Origin of the sequence: Cellulomonas sp. Root137 (assembly GCF_001426725.1) — a bacterium.
Lineage (GTDB): Bacteria > Actinomycetota > Actinomycetes > Actinomycetales > Cellulomonadaceae > Cellulomonas.
Genome location: NZ_LMFG01000001.1, coordinates 254990 through 277704, shown reverse-complemented (window position 1 = coordinate 277704; position 22715 = coordinate 254990). Strand labels below are relative to the sequence as shown.

The following is a 22715-nucleotide window of genomic DNA, read 5'->3' as shown; positions in this document are numbered from 1 at the left end:
TCCCACCGACATCACCCGCATCGGGCCCGCCGTCAGCCGGCGATCTCGAGGATGACCGGGACGTGGTCGGACGGCGCCTTCCCCTTGCGCTCGTTGCGCTCGATGCTCACGCCGGTCACCCGCGCCGCCAGAGCCGGCGTCGCGTACGTGAGGTCGATGCGCATCCCCTCGTTCCGGGGGAACCGGAGCTGCTGGTAGTCCCAGTACGTGTAGGTGTGCTCGGCGGGCTGGTGGACGCGCGAGACCTCGGTGTACCCGGCCTCGGCGATCGCCGTGAACGCGTCCCGCTCGGCCGGGGACACGTGGGTGCGGCCCGCGAAGAAGCCGATGTCCCAGACGTCGGTGTCCAGGGGCGCGATGTTCCAGTCGCCGACGAGGGCGACCTGCGCCTGCGCGTCCGCGGCGAGCCAGCCCTGGGCGGCGTCCCGCAGGCGGGCCAGCCAGTCGAGCTTGTAGGCGTAGTGCGGGTCCTCGAGCTCGCGCCCGTTCGGCACGTACAGGCTCCACACCCGCACGCCGCCGCACGTCGCGCCCAGCGCCCGGGCCTCGGCCGCCGCCGGGTCCCCCCACGTGGGCATCCCGGGGAAGCCGACCTCGACGTCCTCGATACCCACCTTGGAGATGATCGCGACGCCGTTCCACTGGCTGAACCCGGTGGTCGCCACCTCGTACCCGAGCGCCTCGAAGCCCTCGCGCGGGAACTGCTCGTCCTTGCACTTGGTCTCCTGCAGGGCCAGGACGTCGACGCCCGTCCGCTCGAGGAAGGCCAGCGCACGGTCGGTGCGGGCGCGGATCGAGTTGATGTTCCAGGTGGCCAGGCGCATGGGGCAGGACGCTACCGGGAGCCACTGACCATTGAGCCAACCGGACGATTCGGACAACCTGCTGTTGAGCGGGACGAATCGCTCACGTACGGTGCGCTCAACACCAGGCACAGGAGGTCATCGCGGTGAAGGACGAGCTCAGCGGCCGTCGCGCGCTCGTCACCGGCGGTGCCTCGGGGATCGGCCGCGCCACCGCCCTCGCCCTGGCCCGGGCGGGCGCCGACGTGGCGATCACGCACCTGTCGCACGACGCCTCGGCCGTCGTGGCCGAGATCAAGGACCTCGGCCGGACGGCGGCGTCCTTCCAGGTGGACCTGCGGCGCAGCTGGGACGTCGACAAGGCGGTCAGCGACGCTGCGAGCATGCTCGGCGGCGGCATCGACATCCTGGTCAACAACGTCGGCGGACCCGTGGAGCGTCGCGCGGTGCCGGCCATGGACGACGCGCACTGGCACGGCGTCCTCGACCTCAACCTCTCGTCCGCGTTCTACGCCAGCCGCGCCGCGCTCGCGGTGATGCCCGACGGCGGGCGGATCATCACGATCGGCGCCCAGGCGGCGAGCAGCGGCGGCGGCACCGGCATGGTCGCGTACACGACGGCCAAGGCCGCGCTCGAAGGGTTCAGCCGGGCGCTCGCGCGGGAGCTGGGACCGCGCCGGATCACCGTCAACGTCGTCGCGCCCGGCTTCGTCGCCGGAACGCCGCTGCACGCCGCGCACACCCCCGAGCCCGCGCAGCGCGCCGCGGTCAGCGCGTCACCGCTCAGCCGGGCGGGGGCGCCGGACGACATCGCCGAGGCGGTGCTCTACCTGGCCTCGGACGGCGCCGCGTTCGTCACGGGGACGGTCCTCGACGTCAACGGCGGCGCGTACTTCACCTGACCGCCGACGAGCCTCCGGCGAGCGCCGACAATGTCCGCACTCCGGCGGGTCTGAGCCCGCACGAGCGCGGACGCAAGGTCATCGGTGGCGACGACGTCCGCGCTCCGGCGGGTCCGAGCCCGCACGAGTGCGGACGCTGCGGGTTCAGTCCTGCGGGGGCCAGCCGCTCACGGCCGACCAGGCCCAGGAGGCGACGTCCTCCGCCGGCGGCAGCGGGTCGCGCTCGAGCCACGCCACGAGCACCCCGATGACCGATCCGGCCAGCGCGGCGGCGGCGATCGGCAGGGGCAGGACGGCGAGCGCCGGGGGCGCGCCGTGCAGCTCGAGGCCTTCGAGCGCGAGCGCGCCGATGCGCCGGCGCAGCCGGGTCACGGCGACGGGGGAGCCGTGCTCGCCGAGCGCGCTGCGGTACAGCCCGACGTTCTCCGCGACGTGGGTGGCGTACCGGACCAGCACGTCGGGGGCTGTCCCGGAGGCCGCGTCGGGGTGGATCTGGGTGAGGTCGGCGCCGACGAGGGCGGCCTGCGCGTCGAGGGCGTCGGCCAGCAGCGTGTCCGTGTCGGGGTAGTGCTGGTAGAAGGTGCTGCGGTTCACGGTCGCCCGGTCGGCGACGTCGGCCACCGAGATCTCGTCGAGGTTCCGCTCGCGGGCCAGCGAGAGGAGTGCATCCTGGAGCAGCCGACGCGTGCGCAGCACTCGTGGATCCACCCGGGCGCCGTCGTCCTGGGTTGTCACGCGTCACATGATGCCATCGGTAGTAACCGACAGGTGTCGGGTATCCTGCAGCGTCGACCAAGGAGTGAACATGGCACGCGTGCTGGACCGTCTGGGCCGGGGAAGCTACAAGCACCGCTGGATCGTGCTCGTCGCGTGGCTGCTGGTGCTCGCCGCCGCCGCGTTCGGCGCGGTGTCGTCGGGGCTGCACCTCTCGAACTCGTTCTCCATCCCGGGCACCGAGTCCGACCGTGCCCAGGCGCTCGTCGCCGAGCGGCTCGGCGACCAGGCCGCGGGTGTGGGATCCAACAGTGCGTCCCAGGCGCAGGACGCCGAGGCGCCGTCCAGCGCCCGCGTCGTCGTCGCCGCGCCCGAGGGTGAGTCGTTCCTGGAGGGCACCGGGATCCAGGACGTCATGACGGCGATCGGCCCTGTCGCGCAGGCCGAGGACGTGGCCGGGGTGTCCGACCCCGTGACCGCCCAGGCGGTCGCCCCCGACGGCAGCGTGATGTACGTCGACGTGCAGTTCACGGTCGGCATGGAGGACGTCCCGGCGGCGACGACCGACGTGCTCGAGGACGCCGCCGACGCGCTCGAGGCCGACGGGTACGAGGTCGCCCTGTCGGGTGGCCCGTTCACCGCGCCCCTGGAGCTGGCCGGCCCCACCGAGGCGATCGGCCTGGTCGTCGCACTGGTCGTGCTCGTCGTGACGTTCGGGTCGCTGCTCGCCGCGGGCATGCCGATCCTCACGGCGCTCCTCGGCGTGGGCATCGGCATCGCCGGGGTGCTCTCCCTGTCCGGCATCACCGTGATCTCGTCGGCCACCCTGACCCTCGCCCTCATGCTCGGGCTCGCGGTCGGCATCGACTACGCCCTCTTCCTGCTCTCCCGGCACCGCCAGCAGCTGGCCGACGGCATGGATCCGCTCGAGTCCGCCGGCCGCGCGGTCGGCACCGCGGGCAGCGCGGTCGGGTTCGCGGGCACCACCGTCGTCATCGCGCTCGCCGCCCTGACGGTCACCGGCATCCCGTTCCTGGCCGCCATGGGCCTCGCGGCCGCCGCGACCGTCGTCATCGCGGTCGCGGTCGCCCTCACCCTGCTGCCCGCGATCATGGGCTTCGCCGGCGAGCGGCTGCGTCCGCGCGGCCGGGCGATGCGGCAGGCCGAGCACTCGCGCGAGGCGCGCAACCGCTGGGGCGCGTTCGTCACCACCCACCCGATCATCACGCTCGTCGTCAGCGCCGCCGTGCTGCTCACCATCGCCATCCCGGCGCTGAGCCTGCGGCTCGGGCTGCCGGACGCCGGCCGCGAGCCCGAGGGGTCCGGCGACCGCCAGGCGTTCGAGATGCTCGCCGAGGGCTTCGGCCCCGGCTTCAACGGTCCGCTGGTCGTGCTGGTCGACGCGGCAGAGGACCCGTCGTCCCTGCCGGACGCGGTCGGCGCCGTGGTCGCGCGGGTGTCCGAGCTCCCCGACGTCGCCTATGCGGCCCCCGTCGCGGCGCCCGGTGCGTCCGAGGGTGCCGACGCCGCGCTCGTCGTGGTCATCCCCACCGGCGCGCCGAACTCCGAGGAGACCGCGGGCCTGGTGCACGCCATCCGCGACGCCCGCCCGGACCTGGAGTCCGCCACCGGCACCGAGCTGTGGGTGACCGGCGCGGCCGCCGCGAACATCGACATCACGGAGAAGCTGGCCGACGCGTTCCCGCTGTTCCTGCTCATCGTCGTCGGGCTCGCGATCGTGCTGCTGCTCGTCGCGTTCCGCTCGCTGCTGGTCCCGATCACCGCGGTGCTCGGGTTCCTGCTGACCATCGCCGCGGCGTTCGGTGCGACGACGGCCGTGTTCCAGTGGGGCTGGATGTCGGGCATCTTCAACGTCGACTCGGCCGGCCCGCTGCTCAGCTTCCTGCCGATCCTGCTGGTGGGCGTGCTGTTCGGGCTGGCCATGGACTACCAGGTGTTCCTGGTGTCCCGGATGCGCGAGGAGCACGTGCACGGTGCCGACCCGGTCACGTCGGTCCGCCTGGGGTTCGCGCACGGTGCCCGCGTGGTGCTCGCCGCCGCGCTGATCATGATCTCGGTGTTCTCCAGCTTCGTGTTCAGCGGGTCCGCGCAGATCAGCCCGATCGCGTTCGCGCTGGCCATCGGCATCCTGTTCGACGCGCTGGTGGTCCGCATGACGATGATCCCGGCGGCCATGACCCTGCTCGGGAAGTCGGCCTGGTGGATCCCGGCCTGGCTCGACCGGATCATCCCGAACGTGGACATCGAGGGTGCGGCGCTGGAGCGCCCGAGCGCGCCCGCGGAGCCCGTCGCGCCCGTCGCGCAGTAGCCCGGGCACGACGAAGGCCGGGGGAACCTGCCACCCCGGCCCTCGTCGTGCTCAGGTCAGCTCACGTCGTCGTCCACCCAGTCGAACGTCTTGGTGACCGCCTTCTTCCAGAGCCGGTACTGCCGGGCGCGCTCGTCCGCGTCCATCGTCGGCTCCCAGCGCTTGTCCTCGGCCCAGTTGTCGATGACGTCCTGCTCGCCGTTCCAGAAGCCGACCGCGATGCCGGCCGCGTAGGCCGCACCGAGCGCCGTGGTCTCCGCGACCTTCGGCCGGACCACGGGGACGCCGAGGATGTCCGCCTGGAACTGCATGAGCAGCTCGTCCTGGACCATGCCGCCGTCGACCTTGAGCTCGGTCAGGTCCACGCCCGAGTCGGCGTTCATGGCGTCCAGGACCTCGCGGGTCTGGAACGCCGTCGCCTCGAGCGCGGCCCGGGCGATGTGCCCCTTGTTGACGTACCGCGTGAGCCCGACGAGGGCGCCGCGGGCGTCGGACCGCCAGTACGGCGCGAACAGGCCCGAGAACGCCGGCACGAAGTAGGCGCCGCCGTTGTCGTCCACGGTCTTGGCCAGCTCCTCGATCTCGGGTGCCGACGAGATGATCCCGAGGTTGTCGCGAAGCCACTGGACGAGCGAGCCGCTCACGGCGATCGAGCCCTCGAGCGCGTAGACGGTCGGCTGGTCGCCGATCTTGTAGCAGACCGTCGTCAGCAGGCCGTTCTTCGACGGGATCGGCTCGGTGCCCGTGTTGATGAGCATGAAGTTGCCGGTGCCGTAGGTGTTCTTGGCCATGCCGACCTCGAAGCACGCCTGACCGAACGTGGCCGCCTGCTGGTCGCCGAGGATGCCGGCGATCGGCACGCCCGGGACCATGCCGCCCTCGCGGCCCTTCCCGTACACCTCGGACGACGACTTGATCTCCGGCAGCATCGACAGCGGGATGCCCATGTCGGCCGCGATGTCGGCGTCCCACGTGAGCGTCGCGAGGTCCATGAGCATGGTGCGGGACGCGTTGGTCGGGTCGGTGACGTGCACGCCGCCGTCGACGCCGCCGGTCATGTTCCACAGCACCCACGCGTCGGTGTTGCCGAACGCGAGGTCACCGGCCTCGGCCTTGGCGCGGGCGCCGTCGACGTTGTCGAGGATCCACTTGATCTTCGGGCCGGAGAAGTAGGTGGCCAGCGGAAGGCCGACCTTCGCCTTGTACCGGTCCGCGCCGCCCCCCAGCGCGCCCAGCTCCTCGGCGATCTTCTGCGTGCGCGTGTCCTGCCAGACGATCGCGTTGTAGACCGGCTTGCCGGTGGTCCGGTCCCAGACCACGGCGGTCTCGCGCTGGTTGGTGATGCCGACCGCGGCGAGGTCCCGGTACGTCAGGTTGGCGCGGGTGAGCGCGAGACCGACGACCTCGCGGGTGTTCTTCCAGATCTCCTCGGCGTTGTGCTCGACCCACCCGGCGCGCGGGAAGATCTGCTCGTGCTCGATCTGGCCGGACTCGACGATCTGGCCGGAATGGTCGAACACGATGGCGCGGGTGCTGGTGGTGCCCTGGTCGATGGCCAGGACGTACTGGGTGTCGGGCATGGTGGGAACTCCTCCAGTGGTTCAGGGGCGGCCCGGACGGCGTGCACCGGCGCTGGTGCGCGCCGCCCGGACGAGGGACGACTGTGTGGGCGTCAGACGATGTACCAGGCAGCCACGAGGCCACCGATCGCGCCGCCGACGAAGGGGCCGAGGACCGGCACCCACGAGTAGGCCCAGTCGCTCGCGCCCTTGCCCCGGATGGGCAGGAGGGCGTGGGCGATGCGGGGGCCCAGGTCACGTGCGGGGTTGATGGCGTACCCGGTGGGACCACCGAGGCTGGCGCCGATGCCGACCACCAGGAGAGCCACGGCCAGCGGGCCGAGCTCGGCCGGCGTCTTGCCGAACGCGAGGATGACGAACACCAGGACGAACGTGGCGACGGCCTCGGTGACGAAGTTCCACGCGTACGAGCGGATCGCCGGGCCGGTGGAGAAGACGGCCAGCTTGACGCCCGCGTCGGCGTCCTCGTCGAAGTGCTTCTTGTAGGCGAGGAACGCGAGAGCGGCGCCTAGTGCCGCGCCGGTCATCTGCGCGACCACATACAGGAAGCCGTTCGCTGCCGTGACCGGGATGCCCGGGGCGAACTCGTCCGCCCCGCTGGTCCAGAGCCCCATCGTCACCGCAGGGTTGAGGTGCGCCCCCGACTTGTACGCGACATACACACCCGCGAACACCGCGAGGCCCCATCCGAAGTTGATGAGGAGCCAACCGCCGTCGAAGCCCTTGTTCTTCGGCAGGATGACGTTCGCGACGACGCCGGCACCGAGGAGGATCAGCATCCCGGTGCCCATCACCTCCGAGACGAAGGCATCTCCCATTGTGAAGTCCACTGTCGACCCTTTCTGACGGACGTCGTTGTCACGTGCACCCCGCGGATGGCCGCGGGGAGTTTCAGGTGCCTACGGGGCCTGAGGACCCCTTCCCGGCAGGGGAGCCCGGCTTGGTGCCGGCGTTCACCGACGCGTCACCGATCATCGGCGAGACGTCCGCTGCTCGGAGCCGCACCTTCTCGGCCTCGGCGTCGTCCAGCTCCAGAGCGGCGGCGTCCTCGGCCTCGGCGCGTGCGCGGTACGCCTCGATCTCCTGGCTGCGCGTGTGCGCGTCCCAGCCGAGGATCGGGGCGACCAGGTCGCCGATCTCCTCCAGGGCGCCGACGCCCTTGTCCGCCTGCTCGTAGTTGAGCCGCGTGCGGTGCATGACGACGTCGTCGAGGTGCAGCGCGCCCTCGTGGCTGACGGCGTAGACGATCTCCGCCCGGATGTACGCGTCGGCGTGCTCCAACGGTTCGGCGAGCGACGGGTCGGCGTCGACGAGGTCGATGAGCTCGCCCAGCAGGGAGCCGTACCGGTGCAGGAGGTGGTCCATGCGCGGGCGGCTCCAGCCGTACTTCTGGCCGATGGCCCGGGCCTGGCGCTGGAACACCTGGAGCCCCTCGGCGCCGACGAGCGGGAGGTCGTGCGTGATCGACGGCAGGCTCGTCGCCCGGCTGCCGATCGCGAAGTCGACCGCGTCCTTGGCCATCACGCGGTAGGTGGTGAGCTTGCCGCCCGCGATGACCGTGAAGCCGGGGGCGGGGGAGGCGACCGTGTGCTCGCGGGACACCTTGGCGGAGCTGGTGCCCGCCTTGACCTGCGGCTGCAGCAGGGGGCGCAGGCCCGCCCAGGTGCCGATGATGTCCTCGCGCGTGATCGGCCGGGACAGCACCGTGTTGGCGTGGTCGATGACGTAGTCGATGTCCGCGCTCGTCGCGACGGGGTGCAGCAGCTCCTGCTCCCACGGGGTGTCCGTGGTGCCGATCACCCAGTACCGCGACCACGGGATGATGAACAGGACCGACTTCTCGGTCTGCAGGATCAGCCCGGTGTCGCCGGAGATCCGGCTGCGTGGCACGACGATGTGCACGCCCTTGCTGGCCAGCACGCGCAGGCCGCCCTCGGCCCCCGCGAGCGCCTCGGTCTGCTCGGTCCACACGCCGGTCGCGTTGATGACGGCCCGGGCGCGGACGTCGATGTGCTCGCCGGTCTCCAGGTCCACCACCTCGGCGCCCGTGACCGCGCCGCCGGTGGTGGTCTGCAGGTCGAGCACCTGGGTGCGGGACGCGGCGTGCGCGCCGTAGCTCACGGCGGTGCGGACCAGGGTCTCGACGAGCCGGGCGTCGTCCACGCTGGCGTCCCAGTAGCGGACCGCGCCGATCGCGGCGTCGTGCCGCAGGTCGGGGAACAGCCGCTCCATGCCCTTGCGGGTCAGGTGCCGGTGGATCGGGAGCGCGCGACGCGAGCCGGTGACCGAGGCCAGCGTGTCGTAGAGCGCGACGCCGGCGCCGACGTAGGCCCGCTCCCAGATGCGGTTCTCCAGCGGGTACAGGAAGCTGACCGGCTTGACCAGGTGCGGCGCCAGGCGGTTGATGAGCAGGTCACGCTCGGTGAGCGCCTCGCGCACCAGGTGGAAGTCGAGCATCTGCAGGTAGCGCAGGCCGCCGTGCACCAGCTTGCTGGACCGGCTCGACGTGCCGCTCGCCCAGTCCTGGGCCTCGACGATCGCGGTGGACAGTCCCCGGCTCACGGCGTCGAGGGCGATCCCGGCGCCCGTGACGCCGCCGCCGATCACCAGGACGTCGAGCTCGTTCCCGCGTTCGGCACTCCCGCGCATCGCGTCGAGTGCGTCCTGTCGTGCCTGGGCCGTCAGCGGCGCCGTCCTCATCCGTGGTACCCCCGGTGGCTCTGTGTGTCCTTCATGTCCCACTCGCCCAGTACGGGCATGCTCGCTATCGTCGTCATGAGGCGAACGAACGCGCAACCGCGGTGCACATACGTGCAACATCGGCTGTGAGCCGGGAGGGGGTGTCCATGTACGTCGAGCGTGAGCAGGACGTGCTGCGGGCCGCGTCCATGTACTACCTCCAGGACATCAAGATGGAGGTCATCGCCCGCCACCTCGGCACCTCCCGGTCCACCGTCTCGCGCCTCATCAAGCGTGCCCGGCAGTCCGGGCTGGTCGAGATCACGCTCCGCCCGGCGAGCACGCGTGCACCCGGCCTGGGTCGGACGATCGCGGCGACGTTCGGCATCGACACCTACGTGGTCCCGGTGCCCGACTCCGCGAGCCACATCGAGCGGCTCGACCAGGTCTCCATCACCGCGGCCCGCCTGCTGTCCTCGTGGTTCGATTCCGACATGGTGCTGGGCGTCGCGTGGGGGACCACCCTCGCGTCGGTGTCCCGGTACCTCGCGCCGAAGCCGACGCGGGGCTCCGCGGTGGTCCAGCTGAACGGTGCCGCGAACATGCGCACCAGCGGGATCGAGTACGCCAGCGACCTGATCTCGACGTTCGGGACCGCGTTCGCCGCCGCCGTGCACCACTTCTCGGTGCCCGCGTTCTTCGACTACCCGGACACCAAGGCGGCCATGTGGCGCGAGCGGTCCGTCCGGCGGGTGCTCGACATGCAGCGGCGCGCGGACATCGCGGTGTTCTCCGTCGGAGCGGTCGCGGGGGCGGTGCCGTCGCACGTGTACTCGGCGGGCTACCTCGACGACGCGGACGTGAAGAACCTGCACGAGGAGGGCGTCGTCGGCGACGTGTGCACCGTGTTCCTGCGCGCCGACGGGTCATGGCAGGACGTGCACCTCAACGAGCGCGCCACCGGCCCGACCCCCGTGGAGCTGCAGCGGATCCCGCGCCGGGTGTGCGTGGTGGCCGGGGACAACAAGGTGGCGCCGCTGCTGGCCGCCTTGCGCGCGGGCGTGGTGACCGACCTGGTGGTCGACGAGATCACGGCCACCGGGCTGCTCGACGCGGCGGAGCCGCCCCACCCGAGGCGGGTGCGCGCTCGGGTGTGACGATCAGGCGGCCGTGGTCACCGCCGCCGGCTCGACGATGACCAGCACCTGGCCCGGGCCCACCTGGTCGCCGGGGGTCACGACGATGTCGACCACGGTGCCGCTGACCGTGGCGGTCACCGGGGCCTCCATCTTCATCGCCTCCAGCGCCAGCAGCTGCTGACCGCGCTCGACCACGTCGCCGGGCCGCACGTCCACCCGGAAGACCGTCGCGACGAAGGGCGCCTCGACGCCCTCGCACCCGTCGGGAACCTCGGTGTCCGCTGCCGGGGCCGGGGCGTCGGGTTCGCTCACGCGGTCGAACTCGCCCGCCGCCGCCCACGCGTCGCGCTCCGCGCCGAACGCCGACGCCTGCCGGGCGCGGAAGGAGGCGATGTCCGACGCGTTCTCGGCCAGGAACCGCTGGTGCTCCGCGATGGAGAACGTGCCGGGCTCGATGTCCACGTCGAGGCGGCCGGCGGACATGTCGGCGCGCAGGTCCAGCAGCTCGTCGGCACCCACCGGGTACCAGCGGATGGTGTCGAAGAACCGGAGCAGCCACGGCGTGCCCGGCTCGAACGGTCGGTGGCGGGCGTGCGTGTCCCAGACCTGGATGGTGCGGCCGACGAACTGGTAGCCGCCCGGACCCTCCATGCCGTAGATGCACAGGTAGGCGCCGCCGATGCCGACCGCGTTCTGCGGGGTCCACGTGCGGGCGGGGTTGTACTTGGTGGTGACCAGCCGGTGCCGCGGGTCCAGCGGGGTGGCCACGGGGGCGCCCAGGTACACGTCGCCCAGGCCCATGACCAGGTAGGACGCGTCGAACACGGTGCGGTGGACGTCGTCGACGGAGGTCAGGCCGTTGATGCGGCGGATGAACTCGATGTTCCACGGGCACCAGGGCGCGTCGTCGCGGACCCCGGCCATGTAGCGCTCGATGGCCTCGCGGGTGGCGGGGTCGTCCCAGCTGAGCGGCAGGTGGACCGTGCGGCTGGGGACGACCAGGTCGGTGGTGGCCGGCAGGGAGTGCTCGATCTCGCGGACCAGGTCGAGGGCCGTGCGCAGCGGCAGGCGCTCGGGGTCCACGTGCAGCTGGAGCGAGCGGATGCCGGGCGTGAGGTCGACGATGCCCCGCAGCCCGTCGTGGTCGACCCGTTGCTGCACCTCCTGCGCGAGGGCGTGCACGCGCATCCGGGAGGCCAGGTCGAGGGTCATGGCGCCGTACTCGACCAGCAGGTTGTCGTCGCCGCTGCGGCGGTAGGTGACCTCGGTGTCGGAGTCGGTGCGGGCCAGGATGCCGCCGTCGTCGTGCGCGTTCCTCGTCGCGCGTGGGGCCGCCTGCGGTCTCGCCCGGAGCACGTCCGCCTCGGCCTCGTCGACCGGCACGAACCGCACGGTGTCGCCGGGCCGCAGCTGACCGAGCTTCCACAGCTGCCCGAGCGCCACCGTGGCCGGGCACGTGAAGCCGCCGAGCGATGGGCCGTCGGGGCCGAGGAGGATCGGCAGGTCGCCGGTGTAGTCGACCGCGCCGACCGCGTACGGGGTGTCGTGGATGTTCGACGGGTGCAGCCCCGCCTCGCCGCCGTCCGGGCGTGCCCAGGTGGGCTTGGGTCCGACGAGCCGGACGCCGGTGCGCGCGGAGTTGAAGTGGACCGCCCAGGTGGCGGCGTAGAACTCGGCGACGTCGTCGGGCGTGAAGAACTCCGGTGCCGCGTGCGGACCCTCGAGAGCGCCGATCTGCCAGCTGCCGGTGAGGAGTGGCCGGTCGCTCGCGGGAACCGCCCGCGCCGTCCCGGTCGGTGCCGCGATCGCCAGCTGGTCGCCCGGCCGCAGCGGCATCCCGGTGGTGCCGCCGATGCGACCGAGGTCGAACGTCGCCGCCGACCCGAGCACGTGGGGGACGTCCAGACCGCCCCTGACCAGCAGGTACGTCCGCATGCCGGTCGCGGGAGCACCGATCGCGAGGACGCCGCCCGCCGGGATCTCGACCGGCTCCCACTGGGGGACGGGTGAGTCGTCGAGGGTGACCGCGGCCGGTGCGCCGGTGACCATGACGGTCGCGCCCGTGACGAACCGGAGCTCCGGACCGGCCATCGTGCACTCCAGGCCCGGGGCCCCCTCGGGGTTGCCGAGCGCGGTGTTGCCCAGCCGGAACGAGAGGTCGTCCATCGGGCCCGACGGCGGGATGCCGACGTGCCACAGACCGGTGCGACCGGGCCAGTCCTGCACCGTCGTCAGCAGGCCGGGGCGCAGGACCTCGAGGCGCGGCGTCTCGTCGCGGAGGTGCGCGAGGGTGCCTGTGTGGTGCCGGGCGGCGGCGACCTCGGGGGAGTGCACGATCGTGCGGAGCAGGCCCAGGTTGGTCGCGATGCCCGTCAGGCGGGTGTCAGCCAGCGCGACGCCCAGGGCGTGCCAGGCGCTCTCGCGGTCGGCGCCGGCCGTGACGACCTTGGCGAGCAGCGGGTCGTAGTGGGTGGAGACCTCCGTGCCGGGCTCGATCCAGGTGTCGACACGGACGTCGCCGGGGACCTCGAACGCGGTGACCGTCCCGGCGCTCGGGAGGTGGTCGCGGTCGGGGTTCTCCGCGTAGACGCGAGCCTCGACCGCGGCGCCGCGCGGGTGGAGCGGGGTGTCGACGACGGACGTGTCGCCCTGGGCCAGCCGGATCATCCAGGCGACCAGGTCGACACCGAACACCGCCTCCGTGACCGGGTGCTCGACCTGGAGGCGCGTGTTCACCTCGAGGAACGCCGCCTCGTGCCGCTCGGCGTCGTACACGAACTCGACCGTGCCGGCCGACCGGTAGCTCACCGACTCGGCGAGCATGCGGGCGGCGTCGTCGATCCGGGACCTCACGTGGGTGGGGAGCCTCGGGGCTGGAGCCTCCTCGACCACCTTCTGGTGCCGACGCTGGAGGGAGCAGTCGCGGTCGCCCAGGGTCACCACGCGGCCGAGGCCGTCGCCGAACACCTGCACCTCGACGTGCCGCGCGGCCGTGATGAGCCGCTCCAGGTAGACGCCGGCCGACCCGAACGCGGCCCCGGCGGTCCGGCGCACCGCCTCCCACGCGGCGACCAGCTGGTCGGGGCTGTGGCACGCCCGCATGCCGATGCCGCCGCCACCCGCCGTGGCCTTGAGCATGACGGGGTAGCCGATCACGTCGGCCGCCGCGATCGCCTCGTCGAGGGAGCCCAGCAGGCCGGTGCCCGCGAGCATCGGCATGCCGACCGCCCGGGCCGCGTCGCGGGCGGTGTGCTTCGAGCCGAACAGCTCCAGCTGCTCCGGCGTCGGCCCGACGAACGCGATCCCGGCGGACTCGACCGCGCGCGCGAACGCCGCGTTCTCGCTGAGGAACCCGTACCCGGGGTGGATCGCGCCGGCGCCGTGCGCGAGGGCCGCGTCGAGAATGAGCTCCGCGCGCAGGTACGACTGCGCCGCGGGCGCCGGGCCGAGGCGCACCGCGGTGTCGGCCACGTGCACGTGGGCGGCGCCCGCGTCGGCGTCGGAGTAGACCGCGACGGTGCGCAGGCCCAGCTCCTTCGCGGTCCGCAGGACCCGGACGGCGATCTCCCCGCGGTTGGCGACGAGGAGCGTGTCGAACGTCACGACGAGATCACCATCCGCACCGGCGTCGGGTCGAAGCCGTTGCACGGGTTGTTGATCTGCGGGCAGTTGCTCACCATGACCAGCACGTCCCGCTCGGCGCGCAGGGACAGGGACAGGCCCGGCGCGGAGATGCCGTCCACGATCCCGAGCGCACCGTCCGGGTCCACCGGCACGTTCATGTACCAGTTGATGTTCGACACCAGGTCGCGCTTGCCGAGCCCGTACCGGCCCCCCTCCGCGAGGAAGTTCTCCACGCACGCGTGCTGCGCCCAGGTGTGGTGGCCGTAGCGCAGGGTGTTCGACTCCTTGGAGCAGGCGCCGCCGAGCGTGTCGTGCCGACCGACCTCGTCGGCGACCACGGTCATCAGCGGGCCGTACTCGCAGTCGCGCAGGACCGAGCCCGTGGTGAGGAACACCGAGTCCTGCCCCTGGATGGTGTCGGGGGCGCTGTAGCGCAGGCTGGTGTCGGCGGCGTCGAACACCAGGAAGTCGACGGCCTGGTTGCCGCCGAGGTCGACGATGGTGAGGACCTCGCCCTCGCGCACCACCGCGGACCAGGGCGCGCGGGCGGGGACGACGGTGTCGAGCAGCGTGGTCATGCGAGCCCCCGTGTGGTGAGGTCGGCGAGCGTGTTCACGAAGGCACGGCGTCCCTCGGGCGTGGCGGTCCAGAGCGGGTCCGTCTCCGCCGTCGGCTCCCCGCGCCAGGCGAGGACCTCGAGCGGGGTGCTGACGTAGTCGCGCGGGTCGAGCGGGTGGGCCGTGTTGGCGACGAGCAGCAGCAGCGGCACCTCGGCCCGCAGGGTGAGCGAGGCGCCCGGCCCCGCGGAGCCTTCGAACACCGGGCGGCCCTCGTCGTCGATCCTGACGCCCTGGAAGAACGAGATGCTCGGCGGCAGGTCGCGGCGCGCGAGGTCGTGCTTGGCCGCCGCCAGGGCGAACAGCTCGCGGCCGGCCGGAGTCGGACCCTGGGCGCTGCCGTCGCCGTAGCGCTCCTCGTTCCGCGCCCGCGACGAGGTGCCGTAGAGGGCGTCCTGGTGGGCCGACGTGTCCCCGACGATGCTTGCGAGCACGCGGCCCTGGTCGCTCAGCAGCAGGTGGCCGGCGGTCAGGTAGACCTGCCACTGGACCTTGACGGTGTCCGCGACGTTCAGTCGCTCCCACGGTCGGTCCAGCCGGTAGGCCAGCACGTGGGCGCAGGCGTCGCCGACGAGGTCGGTCAGGCGGAGGTGCGTCCCACGCGCGACGGCGAGGTGCGTGTACCCGCCCCCGGCGACGACCTCGGCGTGCACCAGCGTGGCCGGGTCGACCTCGCTCGGCGTCGTCGGCCAGTCGCGCGCGGGGCGGACCGGCATGGTCGGGACCGTGCCGGCGGCGGCGGCCTCCTGCGCGCGGGCGTGCTCCCGGGCGCCGGCCGTGGTCCCGGTTGTGGTGGCGGTCATCGCGTCCTCGATTTCTGTCGACTGACAGAAACAGGCTCGTGCCCGGACGTTCCCACCTCGTCTCCGCCAGGTAAACCTCCTGTAACTCCACAGCGTCCGAGGAAGTGCGCGCCGGAGCGACCAGATCCTCGGACGCTGCAGGCTCGCCGGGGTGGGTTCGGGGCCGGTGGTAGCGTCGGCTCGCCATGGCACGCAGACCCGGTCGACCGCGCGCGAGCGGCGACCCCGACGGTGAGCGCGACACCCGTCGCGACGTGCTCGACGCCGCCGCCGCCCTCTTCTGCACCGTCGGCTTCACGTCGACCAGCACCCGCGCGATCGCCGACGCCGCCGGGGTCCGCCAGGCCTCGATCTACCACCACTTCGCCGGCAAGGACGCGATCCTCCTCGAGCTGCTGGTCGGTACGGTCCGCCCCTCGCTGGACCTCGCGGACGCCCTCGCCGCCGGCGCCGAGCCCGCCGCGGCCCGCCTGTGGGCGCTGGTGCACGCCGACGTCGGGCTGCTCAGTGCCGGTCCCGTGAACCTCGGCGTCCTGTACGTGCTGCCCGAGGTGGCCGGCGAGCAGTTCGCCGAGTTCCACGCGCTGCGCTCGCGGCTGCGCGCCCGGTACAGCGAGCTCGCGGCGGCCGCGTCCGACGACGCCGACGACCGCGGGGAGCTCGTCCTCGGGCTCGTCGAGTCGGTGATCCTGCGTCGCCGCGACACCCCGGACCTCGACGTCCCCGCGGTGCAGGACGCGGTGGCCGACGGCGTCCTGCGGCTGGTCGGCTGCACGCCGACCGAGATCGCGCTGGCCCGCGCGCTGCCGGTGTCACTCACTGCCTGAGCCCTTCGCGCGCGTCACGCGAGTGCTGCGGACGCCGAATTAACACAAGCGTTTCGTGCGTGCAGCGGATCCGACACAGGCCGGGTGGTCAATGAACCTGTCGGCCGACAGAAACTCCGGGCCGGCGGTTGGTCGATCCCCCCTCGCCCCCCGGAGCCCCCATGATCATCGCCGGAGTCGGTCTCTCCGTCCTCGCCGTCGTCCTCGTCGGCATCGTCGTCGCCCGCAAGGTCGACGGGGACAGCGCCAACTACCTCGTCGCCGGGCGCCGCCTGGGCGTCCCCCTGGTGGCGGCCTCCCTCATGGCCGCCGCGGTCGACTCGAACGCCACGGTCGGCAACACCGACCTGTCGGCGTCCTTCGGGTTCTGGGCCGGGGCGTCCCTCGCGCTCGGGCTGGCCATCTGTCTCCTGCTGACCGGCCTGTTCCTGGCCAAGCCGATGAACCGCATGAAGCTGTTCACGCTCGCCGACTTCTACCGGCTGCGCTACGGGCGCGGGGTCGAGGTGGCGTCGTCGGTGTTCATGATCTTCGCGTTCGCCATCCTCATGGCCGGCAACCTGGTGGCCTGCGGGTTCCTGCTGGAGCGGTTCCTCGGCCTCGACTACACGGTCGGCGTGCTCATCGCGGTCGCCCTGGTGCTCGTCTACACGATCGGCGGCGGGATGTTCTCCGACGCCTACACGGCCGCGATCCAGATCGTCATCACGATCGTCGCGACCGCCGCCCTGGTCATCTGGTTCGGCATGACCTACGGCTTCGAGGTGGCCGACGGGATGGGACCGTTCGACTTCGAGCAGCTGACGCAGACCAGCGCCGGCGCACCCATCAACTGGGCGACGCTCGTCGCGCTGGGCATCGGGGACATCGTCGCGATCGACTTCATGCAGCGGATCTTCGCGGCGCGGAACCCGGAGACCGCCCAGAAGTCCTGCTTCACCGGCGCGGCCGGCACGGCGATCATCGGCGTCGCGTTCGCCATGGTCGCCCTGTCCGCGTCGTCGGTGCTCGGCCTGACGACGGACGCGGGGCCGATCCTGTTCCAGCTCCTCGACGACTACGCGCCCTCGGGGCTGACCGTGCTCGTCCTGTCCGGGATCGTCGCCGCCTCGTTCTCGACCGCGTCCGGGGCCATCCTCGCCACCTCCGCCGTGGCGGTCCGGAACATCGTCGGCGTCCGCCGCGTGGTCTCCGTGAAGGAGGAGGGCGTCCGGGACCCGCTGCTCCTGTGGACCCGCGTGGCGATGGTCCCGATCGTCGTGCTCGGCGTCTTGGTGGCGCTCGAGGTGGCCCAGACCGGCATCCTGCTGACCCTCGCGTTCGACCTCATGCTCGCCGGGCTGCTCGTGCCGTTCATCCTCGGCCTGTTCTGGAAGCGCGGCGGCACCCGGGCGGCCGTCGCGGCGCTCGTGGTCGGTGTGGGCGTCCGGCTCGTGCTCTTCGTCCTCACGCCCACCGTCTACGGGGTGCCCAACGACGTCTGGTACATCCCGAACGACCTGATCGACGCCTCGTTCGACGGCTGGCCGACCTTCTGGGGCTTCGGTGCGTCCCTCCTGGCCTACCTGGTCGCCGCGGCTCTGTGGCCGCGCACAGTGACCGAGGAGGCCTGGGCGATCGCGGACGGCATGCCCGACGAGACCATCCCGGCACCGCGTGGGGCGGAGCCCGAGCCCGCGGTGTGAGCCGTCCCGCGGGGGCGTCCGGCTCGCGGCTAGGTTGTCCCGGTGTCCTTCCGTGTCCGCCCCGCCCTGCCTGCCGACGTCCGCGCCATCCGCGCGCTGGTCGAGCCGTACGCCGCCGAGCGCATCCTGCTGGCCAAGGAGTGGGTCGGGTACTACGAGGCGGTGCAGGAGTTCCTGGTGGCCGAGGCGGACGACGAGACGGTCATCGGCTGCGGCGCCCTGCACGTGATGTGGCAGGACCTCGCGGAGATCCGCACGCTCGCCGCCGACCGCACGTTCCGGGGGACCGGGGTCGGGCACGCCCTGCTCGACGCCCTGCTGGACCGTGCCCGTGAGCTGGGACTGCGCCGCGTCTTCTGCCTGACGTTCGAGGTGGCGTTCTTCGAGTCCCACGGGTTCCACGTCATCGAGGGCACACCCGTCACGCCCGACGTGTACCTCGAGCTGCTGCGGTCCCACGACGACGGCGTCGCGGAGTTCCTCGACCTCGCGCGCGTGAAGCCGAACACGCTCGGCAACACCCGGATGCTCATCGAGCTGTAAATCGGTGGGATGCCCGGTCCGTGTCGGGCACGCTCGGGGCGTGACCACCTATCTGGCGACCGAGCGCCTGACCCTGCGGCCCTTCTCCGCCGACGACGCCGACCTCCTGATCGAGCTGGACAGCGACCCGGAGGTGATGCGCTACCTCAGCGGGGGCGAGCCGACCGCGCCGGAGCTCGTGCGTGAGCGCGACCTGCCGAGCCTCCTTCGGGGCTACGAGCGGTGGGACGGGAGGTTCGGGGTGTTCGCGGCGCACGAGAAGGACAGCGGCGCGTTCGTCGGCTGGTTCTGCCTGCGTCCCGAGCCGGGTGGTCCGACGGACGAGGTCGAGCTCGGGTACCGGCTGCGCCAGGACGCGTGGGGCAAGGGGTACGCCACCGAGGGCTCGCGCGCACTGCTCGACAAGGCATTCTCGGAGCTCGACGTGCGCGTGGTCTGGGGCGCGACGATGTACCTGAACCGCGCCTCGCAGAAGGTGATGGAGAAGGTCGACATGACCGTCGCGGAGACGCTCGACACTCCCGAGGACATGCTCATGGTCGAGGGCTCCGAGCTGGGCGGCTTCCGGTACGAGATCACCAAGGAGACGTGGGCGCAGCGGTAGGCCCGGGAGATCAGCCGACGACGAGCTCGATGCCGTCGGCGGTGTTCCGCAGGTCGGTGACCGGGCGCAGGGTCCCGTCGGGGAGCCGGACAGAGATCGTGTCGGGCGCCCCGAGCGGGCGGGTCGCGCGCATCGTCTGCAGGTGCAGGACCAGCGCCGACGCGGAGACGGCGGGCAGGCCCGCCGTGCTGGGCTGCCGGGCCGGCGACGGCTCCGACGGCGGTGAGGCGTCGACCGTCAGCTGCTCGCGCACCCGGTCGAGGAAGGCGTCGACCTCCTGCTGGTCGTAGCCCTCCCGCCACTTCGTGGTCTGGAACCGGACCTGCCCGACGTCCCAGGCCGTCAGGGGCTTCGCCGCACGCCCGGCACCCTCCTGCTCCTTGAGGGTCTCGACGACGCGGTCGAGGAAGTCGTCGACCTCGTCCTGGTCGTAGCCCTCGCGGAACTTGGTGGCCGCGAACTTCTGGTTCAGCACGTCGGCGGAGGTCAGCATGGCCGCATCGTCCCACGCGGTCAGGACGGGAGCCGGTACGTCGGGGGGTCGTCGTCGCTCGCCGCCGGGTCCCGGGCGACCAGCCCGTCGGCCACCAGCCCGTCGACGCAGCGGGCGAGCTGGGGCGCGTCCGGCCAGACGGCATCGACGGCGGTGGCGGGCACCGGACCGAGGGCGTCCCGGAGCAGGGCCATCACGCGTCCCCGCACCTGCCGGTCGGTGCCCTCGAACGACTGGGTCCGGCGACGTCCGGCATGCTCGTCGGCGGGCCGGCCCGCCGCGTACCAGGCGCACACGTCACGCACCGGGCAGGCGTCGCAGCGCGGGGACCGGGCGGTACAGACGAGGGCACCCAGCTCCATCGACGCGGCGGCCCACCGGGCGGCGGTCGCGTGGTCGTCGGGCACGTAGCTGGTGGCGCGGCGGACCTCGTCCACGGTCTGGCTCGGCGCCGGGAGCGCGACGCCGTCGACCGTGCGGGCCAGCACGCGCCGGACGTTGGTGTCGAGCACCACCGACCGCCGCCCGTACGCGAAGGCCAGCACCGCGGCGGCGGTGTACGAGCCGATGCCGGGCAGCGCCAGCAACGACGGCTCGTCGGCCGGGACGACCCCGCCGTGCCTCGCCACGACGGCCCGCGCGCACTCCTGCAACCGGAGCGCGCGGCGCGGGTAGCCCAGCCGGTCCCAGGCGCGCAGCACGTCGGCGGTCGACGCCACCGCGAGGTCGTCGGGCGTCGGCCACCGGGTCATCCACGCGCGCCAGGCCGGCTCGACGCGGACCACCGGGGTCTGCTGCAGCATCACCTCGCTGACCAGCACGCCGTAGGGCGTCCGGTCGGCGGCGCGCCACGGGAGGTCGCGCGCGTGCACGTCGAACCACGCGAGCACCGGCTCACGCAGCTGGGCGGGGGACGGCGGCACCGCAGCATCCTGCCTCACGCGGTGACAGGTGGCTGTCCGACGTCGTGGCTACCGTGGGCGCATGGCTCAGCTGACGGCGGCTCCGTGCACGAGCGTCGACGACGCGGTGGCGGTCTTCGAGGGTCCCGGTGACCCCGGCAGGTGCTTCTGCCAGTTCGACCGGGTGCCGAACTCGCAGTTCCGGACCATGCCGGTCGACGAGCTCCGGGACCGGCTCGCCACCCGGATCACCGAGCCCGGCGCGCGCCCGGGAGTGCTCGCGACGCTCGACGGGGACCCGGTCGGCTGGGCGTCCGTGGCGCCGCGCTCCGAGTTCCCGCGCATCCGGACCAGCCCGTCGATGACCACGCGCGAGCTCAAGGCGGACCTCGACGACCCCGGGATCTGGGCCGTGACCTGCTTCGTCGTGCGGACGGGGTTCCGACGCCAGGGTGTCGCCGGTGCCCTGCTCGCCGCGGCCGTCGAGCACGCCCGGGCATCCGGCGCTCACACGCTCGAGGGGTATCCGCTCGAGCCGGGCGCCCGCAGGCTCTCGTCGGCCGACCTCTACCGCGGGACCGTCAGCCTCTTCCTCGCGGCCGACTTCGACGTGGTGGCGCGGCCCAAGGACGGCCGGGCGATCGTTCGTCTCGCTCTCTGAGCGCGCCCGCGCGTCCGCCGCGCAGGTCGGCGGACCTGCCTCTACGGTGGTCGCGCTGCGGGATCGCGCGGCGCAGTCGACCGGCCCGGAGGACGCATGAGCGAGTCGCGACGCCTCCCCGCCCGCGTCTACTGGGTGCGTCGGCTGGTGGTGCTGGGAGTCGTCATTGCCCTCCTCGCGCTCCTGGGCCTGCTTGTGGCTTTCGTCGTGCGACTCTTCTCCGGATCGGGTTCGCCGGATGACCCCGCGGCAGCGCCAACCACCTCGGCCGCATCGGAACCCGAGCCCAGCCAGACGCCCACCGATGACGCCGGCGTCGCCGGCTGCGCCCCCGCCGTGCTGAGCATGGCGATGACACCGGACGCCGTGTCGTTCGCGGCAGGCGTGAGCGCCACGTTCACGGTCTCGATCACCAACACCGGAACCGAGGCCTGCCTGCTCGATGCGGGCGAGGTCCACCGGGAGATCCTCGTCACCTCCGGCTCGGACCGGGTGTGGTCCAGCCGCGACTGCATCGTCCCCGGCACGGAGAAGCGCGTCCTCCTGCTCCCGGCCGGCGGGAACGACACCACCTCGTTCGCGTGGAACCGCATCCGCTCGGCCGAGGGCTGCCCGCAGGGACTGCCCGCGCCCGGCGCCGGCACATACTCCGCTCAGCTCACCCTCGCCGGGACCGGCGCCCCGCCCGCGGTGTTCGGACTGGGCTAGACGTACCGCTCGAGGATGCTCGACTCGGCCAGCCGGGACAGTCCCTCGCGCACGGCCCGCGCGCGCTGCTCGCCGACGCCGTCGACGGCCATGAGGTCCTCGATGCCCGCGGCGAGCAGCTTCTGCAGCCCGCCGAAGTGCGCGACCAGCCGGTCGACGATGGCGCCGGGGAGGCGGGGGACCTTGGACAGCAGCCGGTAGCCGCGCGGTCCGGCAGCCGCGTCGAGGGCGTCGCCACCCCCGGGCAGGCCGAGCACGCTGGCGATCCGCGCGTTGTCGAGCAGCTCCGTGGAGTCCAGCTCCGCCAGCTCGTCGAGCACCGAGTCCACGTCCCGGCGGCTGGTGTCGACGTAGTCGCGGATGATGAGCGCCCGGTCGGAGCCGATGCCGCCGACCAGCTCGTCCAGCTGCAGGGTGAGCAGACGACCGTCCGTGCCCAGCTCGACGACGTACCCCTCGATCTCCTCGGAGATGCGGCGCACCATCTCGAGGCGCTGCACCACCGCGGACACGTCCCGGACGGTGACCAGGTCCTCGATCTCCAGCGCGGACAGGGTTCCGCTGACCTCGTCGAGCCGCGACTTGTACCGCTCGAGGGTGGCCAGCGCCTGGTTGGCGCGGGACAGGATCGTCGTCGAGTCCTCGATGACGTGACGCTGACCGCCGACGTACAGGGCGATGATCCGCATCGAGGCGGAGACCGACACGACCGGCAGGCCGGTCTGCTTGGCGACGCGCTCGGCGGTGCGGTGCCGAGTGCCGGACTCCGACGTCTCGATGGTCACGTCCGGCAGCAGCTGCACGGCCGCGCGCAGGATCCGCGAGATGCCCGCGTCCACGACGACGGCGCCGTCCATCTTGGCCAGCTCGCGCAGGCGGGTGGCGGAGAACTCCACGTCGAGGACGAAGCCGCCCGAGCAGATGCTCTCGACCGTCTGGTCGAAGCCCAGGACGATCAGCGCGCCGGTCCGTCCGCGCAGGATCCGCTCCAGACCGTCGCGAAGCTCGCCACCCGGGGCGACGGCGGCGAGCGTGGACCTCAGGAGGTCATCGGAGGCGTGCAGGTGCGACGGCACGGTTGCATGGTAACGATGGGCGGGCT

General features: G+C 72.5%; 20 protein-coding genes. 9 read left to right on the top strand and 11 right to left on the bottom strand.

Going from position 1 to position 22715, the window contains the following annotated elements; translation table 11 throughout:
• Nucleotides 1–32 precede the first annotated feature (32 nt).
• Entirely contained in the window at nucleotides 33–824 is a 792-nt protein-coding gene (locus ASD18_RS01275; RefSeq protein WP_056085845.1) for an exodeoxyribonuclease III, read from the bottom strand.
• 125 nt (nucleotides 825–949) lie between these two features.
• Here ASD18_RS01275 and ASD18_RS01270 point away from each other — a divergent pair, with 125 nt between their 5' ends.
• On the top strand, nucleotides 950–1705 hold the full coding sequence (locus ASD18_RS01270; RefSeq protein ID WP_056085844.1) for an SDR family NAD(P)-dependent oxidoreductase: 756 nt from the start codon (nucleotides 950–952) through the stop codon (nucleotides 1703–1705).
• A gap of 144 nt (nucleotides 1706–1849) precedes the next feature.
• Here ASD18_RS01270 and ASD18_RS01265 read toward each other — a convergent pair whose 3' ends face one another.
• The gene (locus ASD18_RS01265; protein WP_082573421.1) at nucleotides 1850–2440 is read right to left on the bottom strand and encodes a TetR/AcrR family transcriptional regulator; all 591 of its coding nucleotides are present in this window, start codon (nucleotides 2438–2440) and stop codon (nucleotides 1850–1852) included.
• Nucleotides 2441–2510: 70 nt separating this feature from the next.
• Between ASD18_RS01265 and ASD18_RS01260 the strand changes: the two genes are divergently transcribed.
• Nucleotides 2511–4748 carry an MMPL family transporter gene (locus ASD18_RS01260; RefSeq protein ID WP_056085842.1) on the top strand — a complete coding sequence of 746 codons (2238 nt, stop codon included), beginning with the start codon at nucleotides 2511–2513 and terminating at the stop codon, nucleotides 4746–4748.
• Nucleotides 4749–4804: 56 nt separating this feature from the next.
• Here the strand turns inward: ASD18_RS01260 and glpK are convergent, their stop codons facing one another.
• The 3 genes from glpK to ASD18_RS01245 all read right to left on the bottom strand — a co-directional run bounded on the left by glpK (nucleotide 4805) and on the right by ASD18_RS01245 (nucleotide 9028).
• Nucleotides 4805–6328, bottom strand: a complete 1524-nt coding sequence (gene glpK, locus ASD18_RS01255; protein WP_056085841.1) for a glycerol kinase GlpK — start codon at nucleotides 6326–6328, stop codon at nucleotides 4805–4807.
• A gap of 92 nt (nucleotides 6329–6420) precedes the next feature.
• Entirely contained in the window at nucleotides 6421–7146 is a 726-nt protein-coding gene (locus ASD18_RS01250; RefSeq protein WP_056085840.1) for an MIP/aquaporin family protein, read from the bottom strand.
• A 73-nt stretch (nucleotides 7147–7219) separates the two neighbouring features.
• Nucleotides 7220–9028: a glycerol-3-phosphate dehydrogenase/oxidase gene (locus ASD18_RS01245; protein ID WP_056085839.1), complete on the bottom strand. Its 1809-nt coding sequence runs from the start codon at nucleotides 9026–9028 to the stop codon at nucleotides 7220–7222.
• Nucleotides 9029–9174: 146 nt separating this feature from the next.
• Between ASD18_RS01245 and ASD18_RS01240 the strand changes: the two genes are divergently transcribed.
• Complete coding sequence (locus ASD18_RS01240) at nucleotides 9175–10164, top strand: sugar-binding transcriptional regulator (RefSeq protein WP_056085838.1); 990 nt, start codon at nucleotides 9175–9177, stop codon at nucleotides 10162–10164.
• Nucleotides 10165–10167: 3 nt separating this feature from the next.
• Here ASD18_RS01240 and uca read toward each other — a convergent pair whose 3' ends face one another.
• The 3 genes from uca to ASD18_RS01225 are packed head-to-tail and all read right to left on the bottom strand — an operon-like array spanning nucleotide 10168 to nucleotide 15190.
• Entirely contained in the window at nucleotides 10168–13749 is a 3582-nt protein-coding gene (gene uca / locus ASD18_RS01235) for an urea carboxylase (protein ID WP_056085837.1), read from the bottom strand.
• Nucleotides 13746–14348, bottom strand: a complete 603-nt coding sequence (locus ASD18_RS01230) for an urea amidolyase associated protein UAAP2 (RefSeq protein ID WP_056085836.1) — start codon at nucleotides 14346–14348, stop codon at nucleotides 13746–13748. Before ASD18_RS01230 ends, uca begins: the two co-directional genes overlap by 4 nt.
• Entirely contained in the window at nucleotides 14345–15190 is an 846-nt protein-coding gene (locus ASD18_RS01225) for an urea amidolyase associated protein UAAP1 (protein ID WP_056085835.1), read from the bottom strand. Before ASD18_RS01225 ends, ASD18_RS01230 begins: the two co-directional genes overlap by 4 nt.
• A 185-nt stretch (nucleotides 15191–15375) precedes the next feature.
• On the opposite strand from ASD18_RS01225, the gene ASD18_RS01220 reads away from it, so the two are divergent.
• From ASD18_RS01220 to ASD18_RS01205, 4 genes are all read left to right on the top strand, one after another.
• Complete coding sequence (locus ASD18_RS01220) at nucleotides 15376–16017, top strand: TetR/AcrR family transcriptional regulator (RefSeq protein ID WP_056085834.1); 642 nt, start codon at nucleotides 15376–15378, stop codon at nucleotides 16015–16017.
• Between the two features lie 161 nt (nucleotides 16018–16178).
• The gene (locus tag ASD18_RS01215) at nucleotides 16179–17702 is read left to right on the top strand and encodes a sodium:solute symporter family protein (RefSeq protein WP_056085833.1); all 1524 of its coding nucleotides are present in this window, start codon (nucleotides 16179–16181) and stop codon (nucleotides 17700–17702) included.
• A 42-nt stretch (nucleotides 17703–17744) separates the two neighbouring features.
• Entirely contained in the window at nucleotides 17745–18245 is a 501-nt protein-coding gene (locus ASD18_RS01210) for an amino-acid N-acetyltransferase (RefSeq protein WP_056085832.1), read from the top strand.
• A gap of 40 nt (nucleotides 18246–18285) precedes the next feature.
• Nucleotides 18286–18849: a GNAT family N-acetyltransferase gene (locus ASD18_RS01205; protein ID WP_056085831.1), complete on the top strand. Its 564-nt coding sequence runs from the start codon at nucleotides 18286–18288 to the stop codon at nucleotides 18847–18849.
• Between the two features lie 10 nt (nucleotides 18850–18859).
• On the opposite strand, the gene ASD18_RS20930 is transcribed toward ASD18_RS01205, so the two are convergent.
• Both ASD18_RS20930 and ASD18_RS01195 read right to left on the bottom strand, forming a co-directional pair.
• Nucleotides 18860–19342 (bottom strand): DivIVA domain-containing protein, encoded by a 483-nt coding sequence (locus tag ASD18_RS20930; protein WP_056085830.1) that lies wholly within the window; start codon nucleotides 19340–19342, stop codon nucleotides 18860–18862.
• Between the two features lie 20 nt (nucleotides 19343–19362).
• Nucleotides 19363–20265 (bottom strand): A/G-specific adenine glycosylase, encoded by a 903-nt coding sequence (locus tag ASD18_RS01195; protein ID WP_056085829.1) that lies wholly within the window; start codon nucleotides 20263–20265, stop codon nucleotides 19363–19365.
• A gap of 61 nt (nucleotides 20266–20326) precedes the next feature.
• Here ASD18_RS01195 and ASD18_RS01190 point away from each other — a divergent pair, with 61 nt between their 5' ends.
• Both ASD18_RS01190 and ASD18_RS01185 read left to right on the top strand, forming a co-directional pair.
• Entirely contained in the window at nucleotides 20327–20905 is a 579-nt protein-coding gene (locus ASD18_RS01190; RefSeq protein WP_056085828.1) for a GNAT family N-acetyltransferase, read from the top strand.
• A gap of 96 nt (nucleotides 20906–21001) precedes the next feature.
• Entirely contained in the window at nucleotides 21002–21613 is a 612-nt protein-coding gene (locus tag ASD18_RS01185; protein WP_056085827.1) for a hypothetical protein, read from the top strand.
• Here ASD18_RS01185 and disA read toward each other — a convergent pair.
• The gene (gene disA, locus ASD18_RS01180; protein WP_056085826.1) at nucleotides 21610–22689 is read right to left on the bottom strand and encodes a DNA integrity scanning diadenylate cyclase DisA; all 1080 of its coding nucleotides are present in this window, start codon (nucleotides 22687–22689) and stop codon (nucleotides 21610–21612) included. The genes ASD18_RS01185 and disA overlap by 4 nt on opposite strands.
• Nucleotides 22690–22715 lie beyond the last annotated feature (26 nt).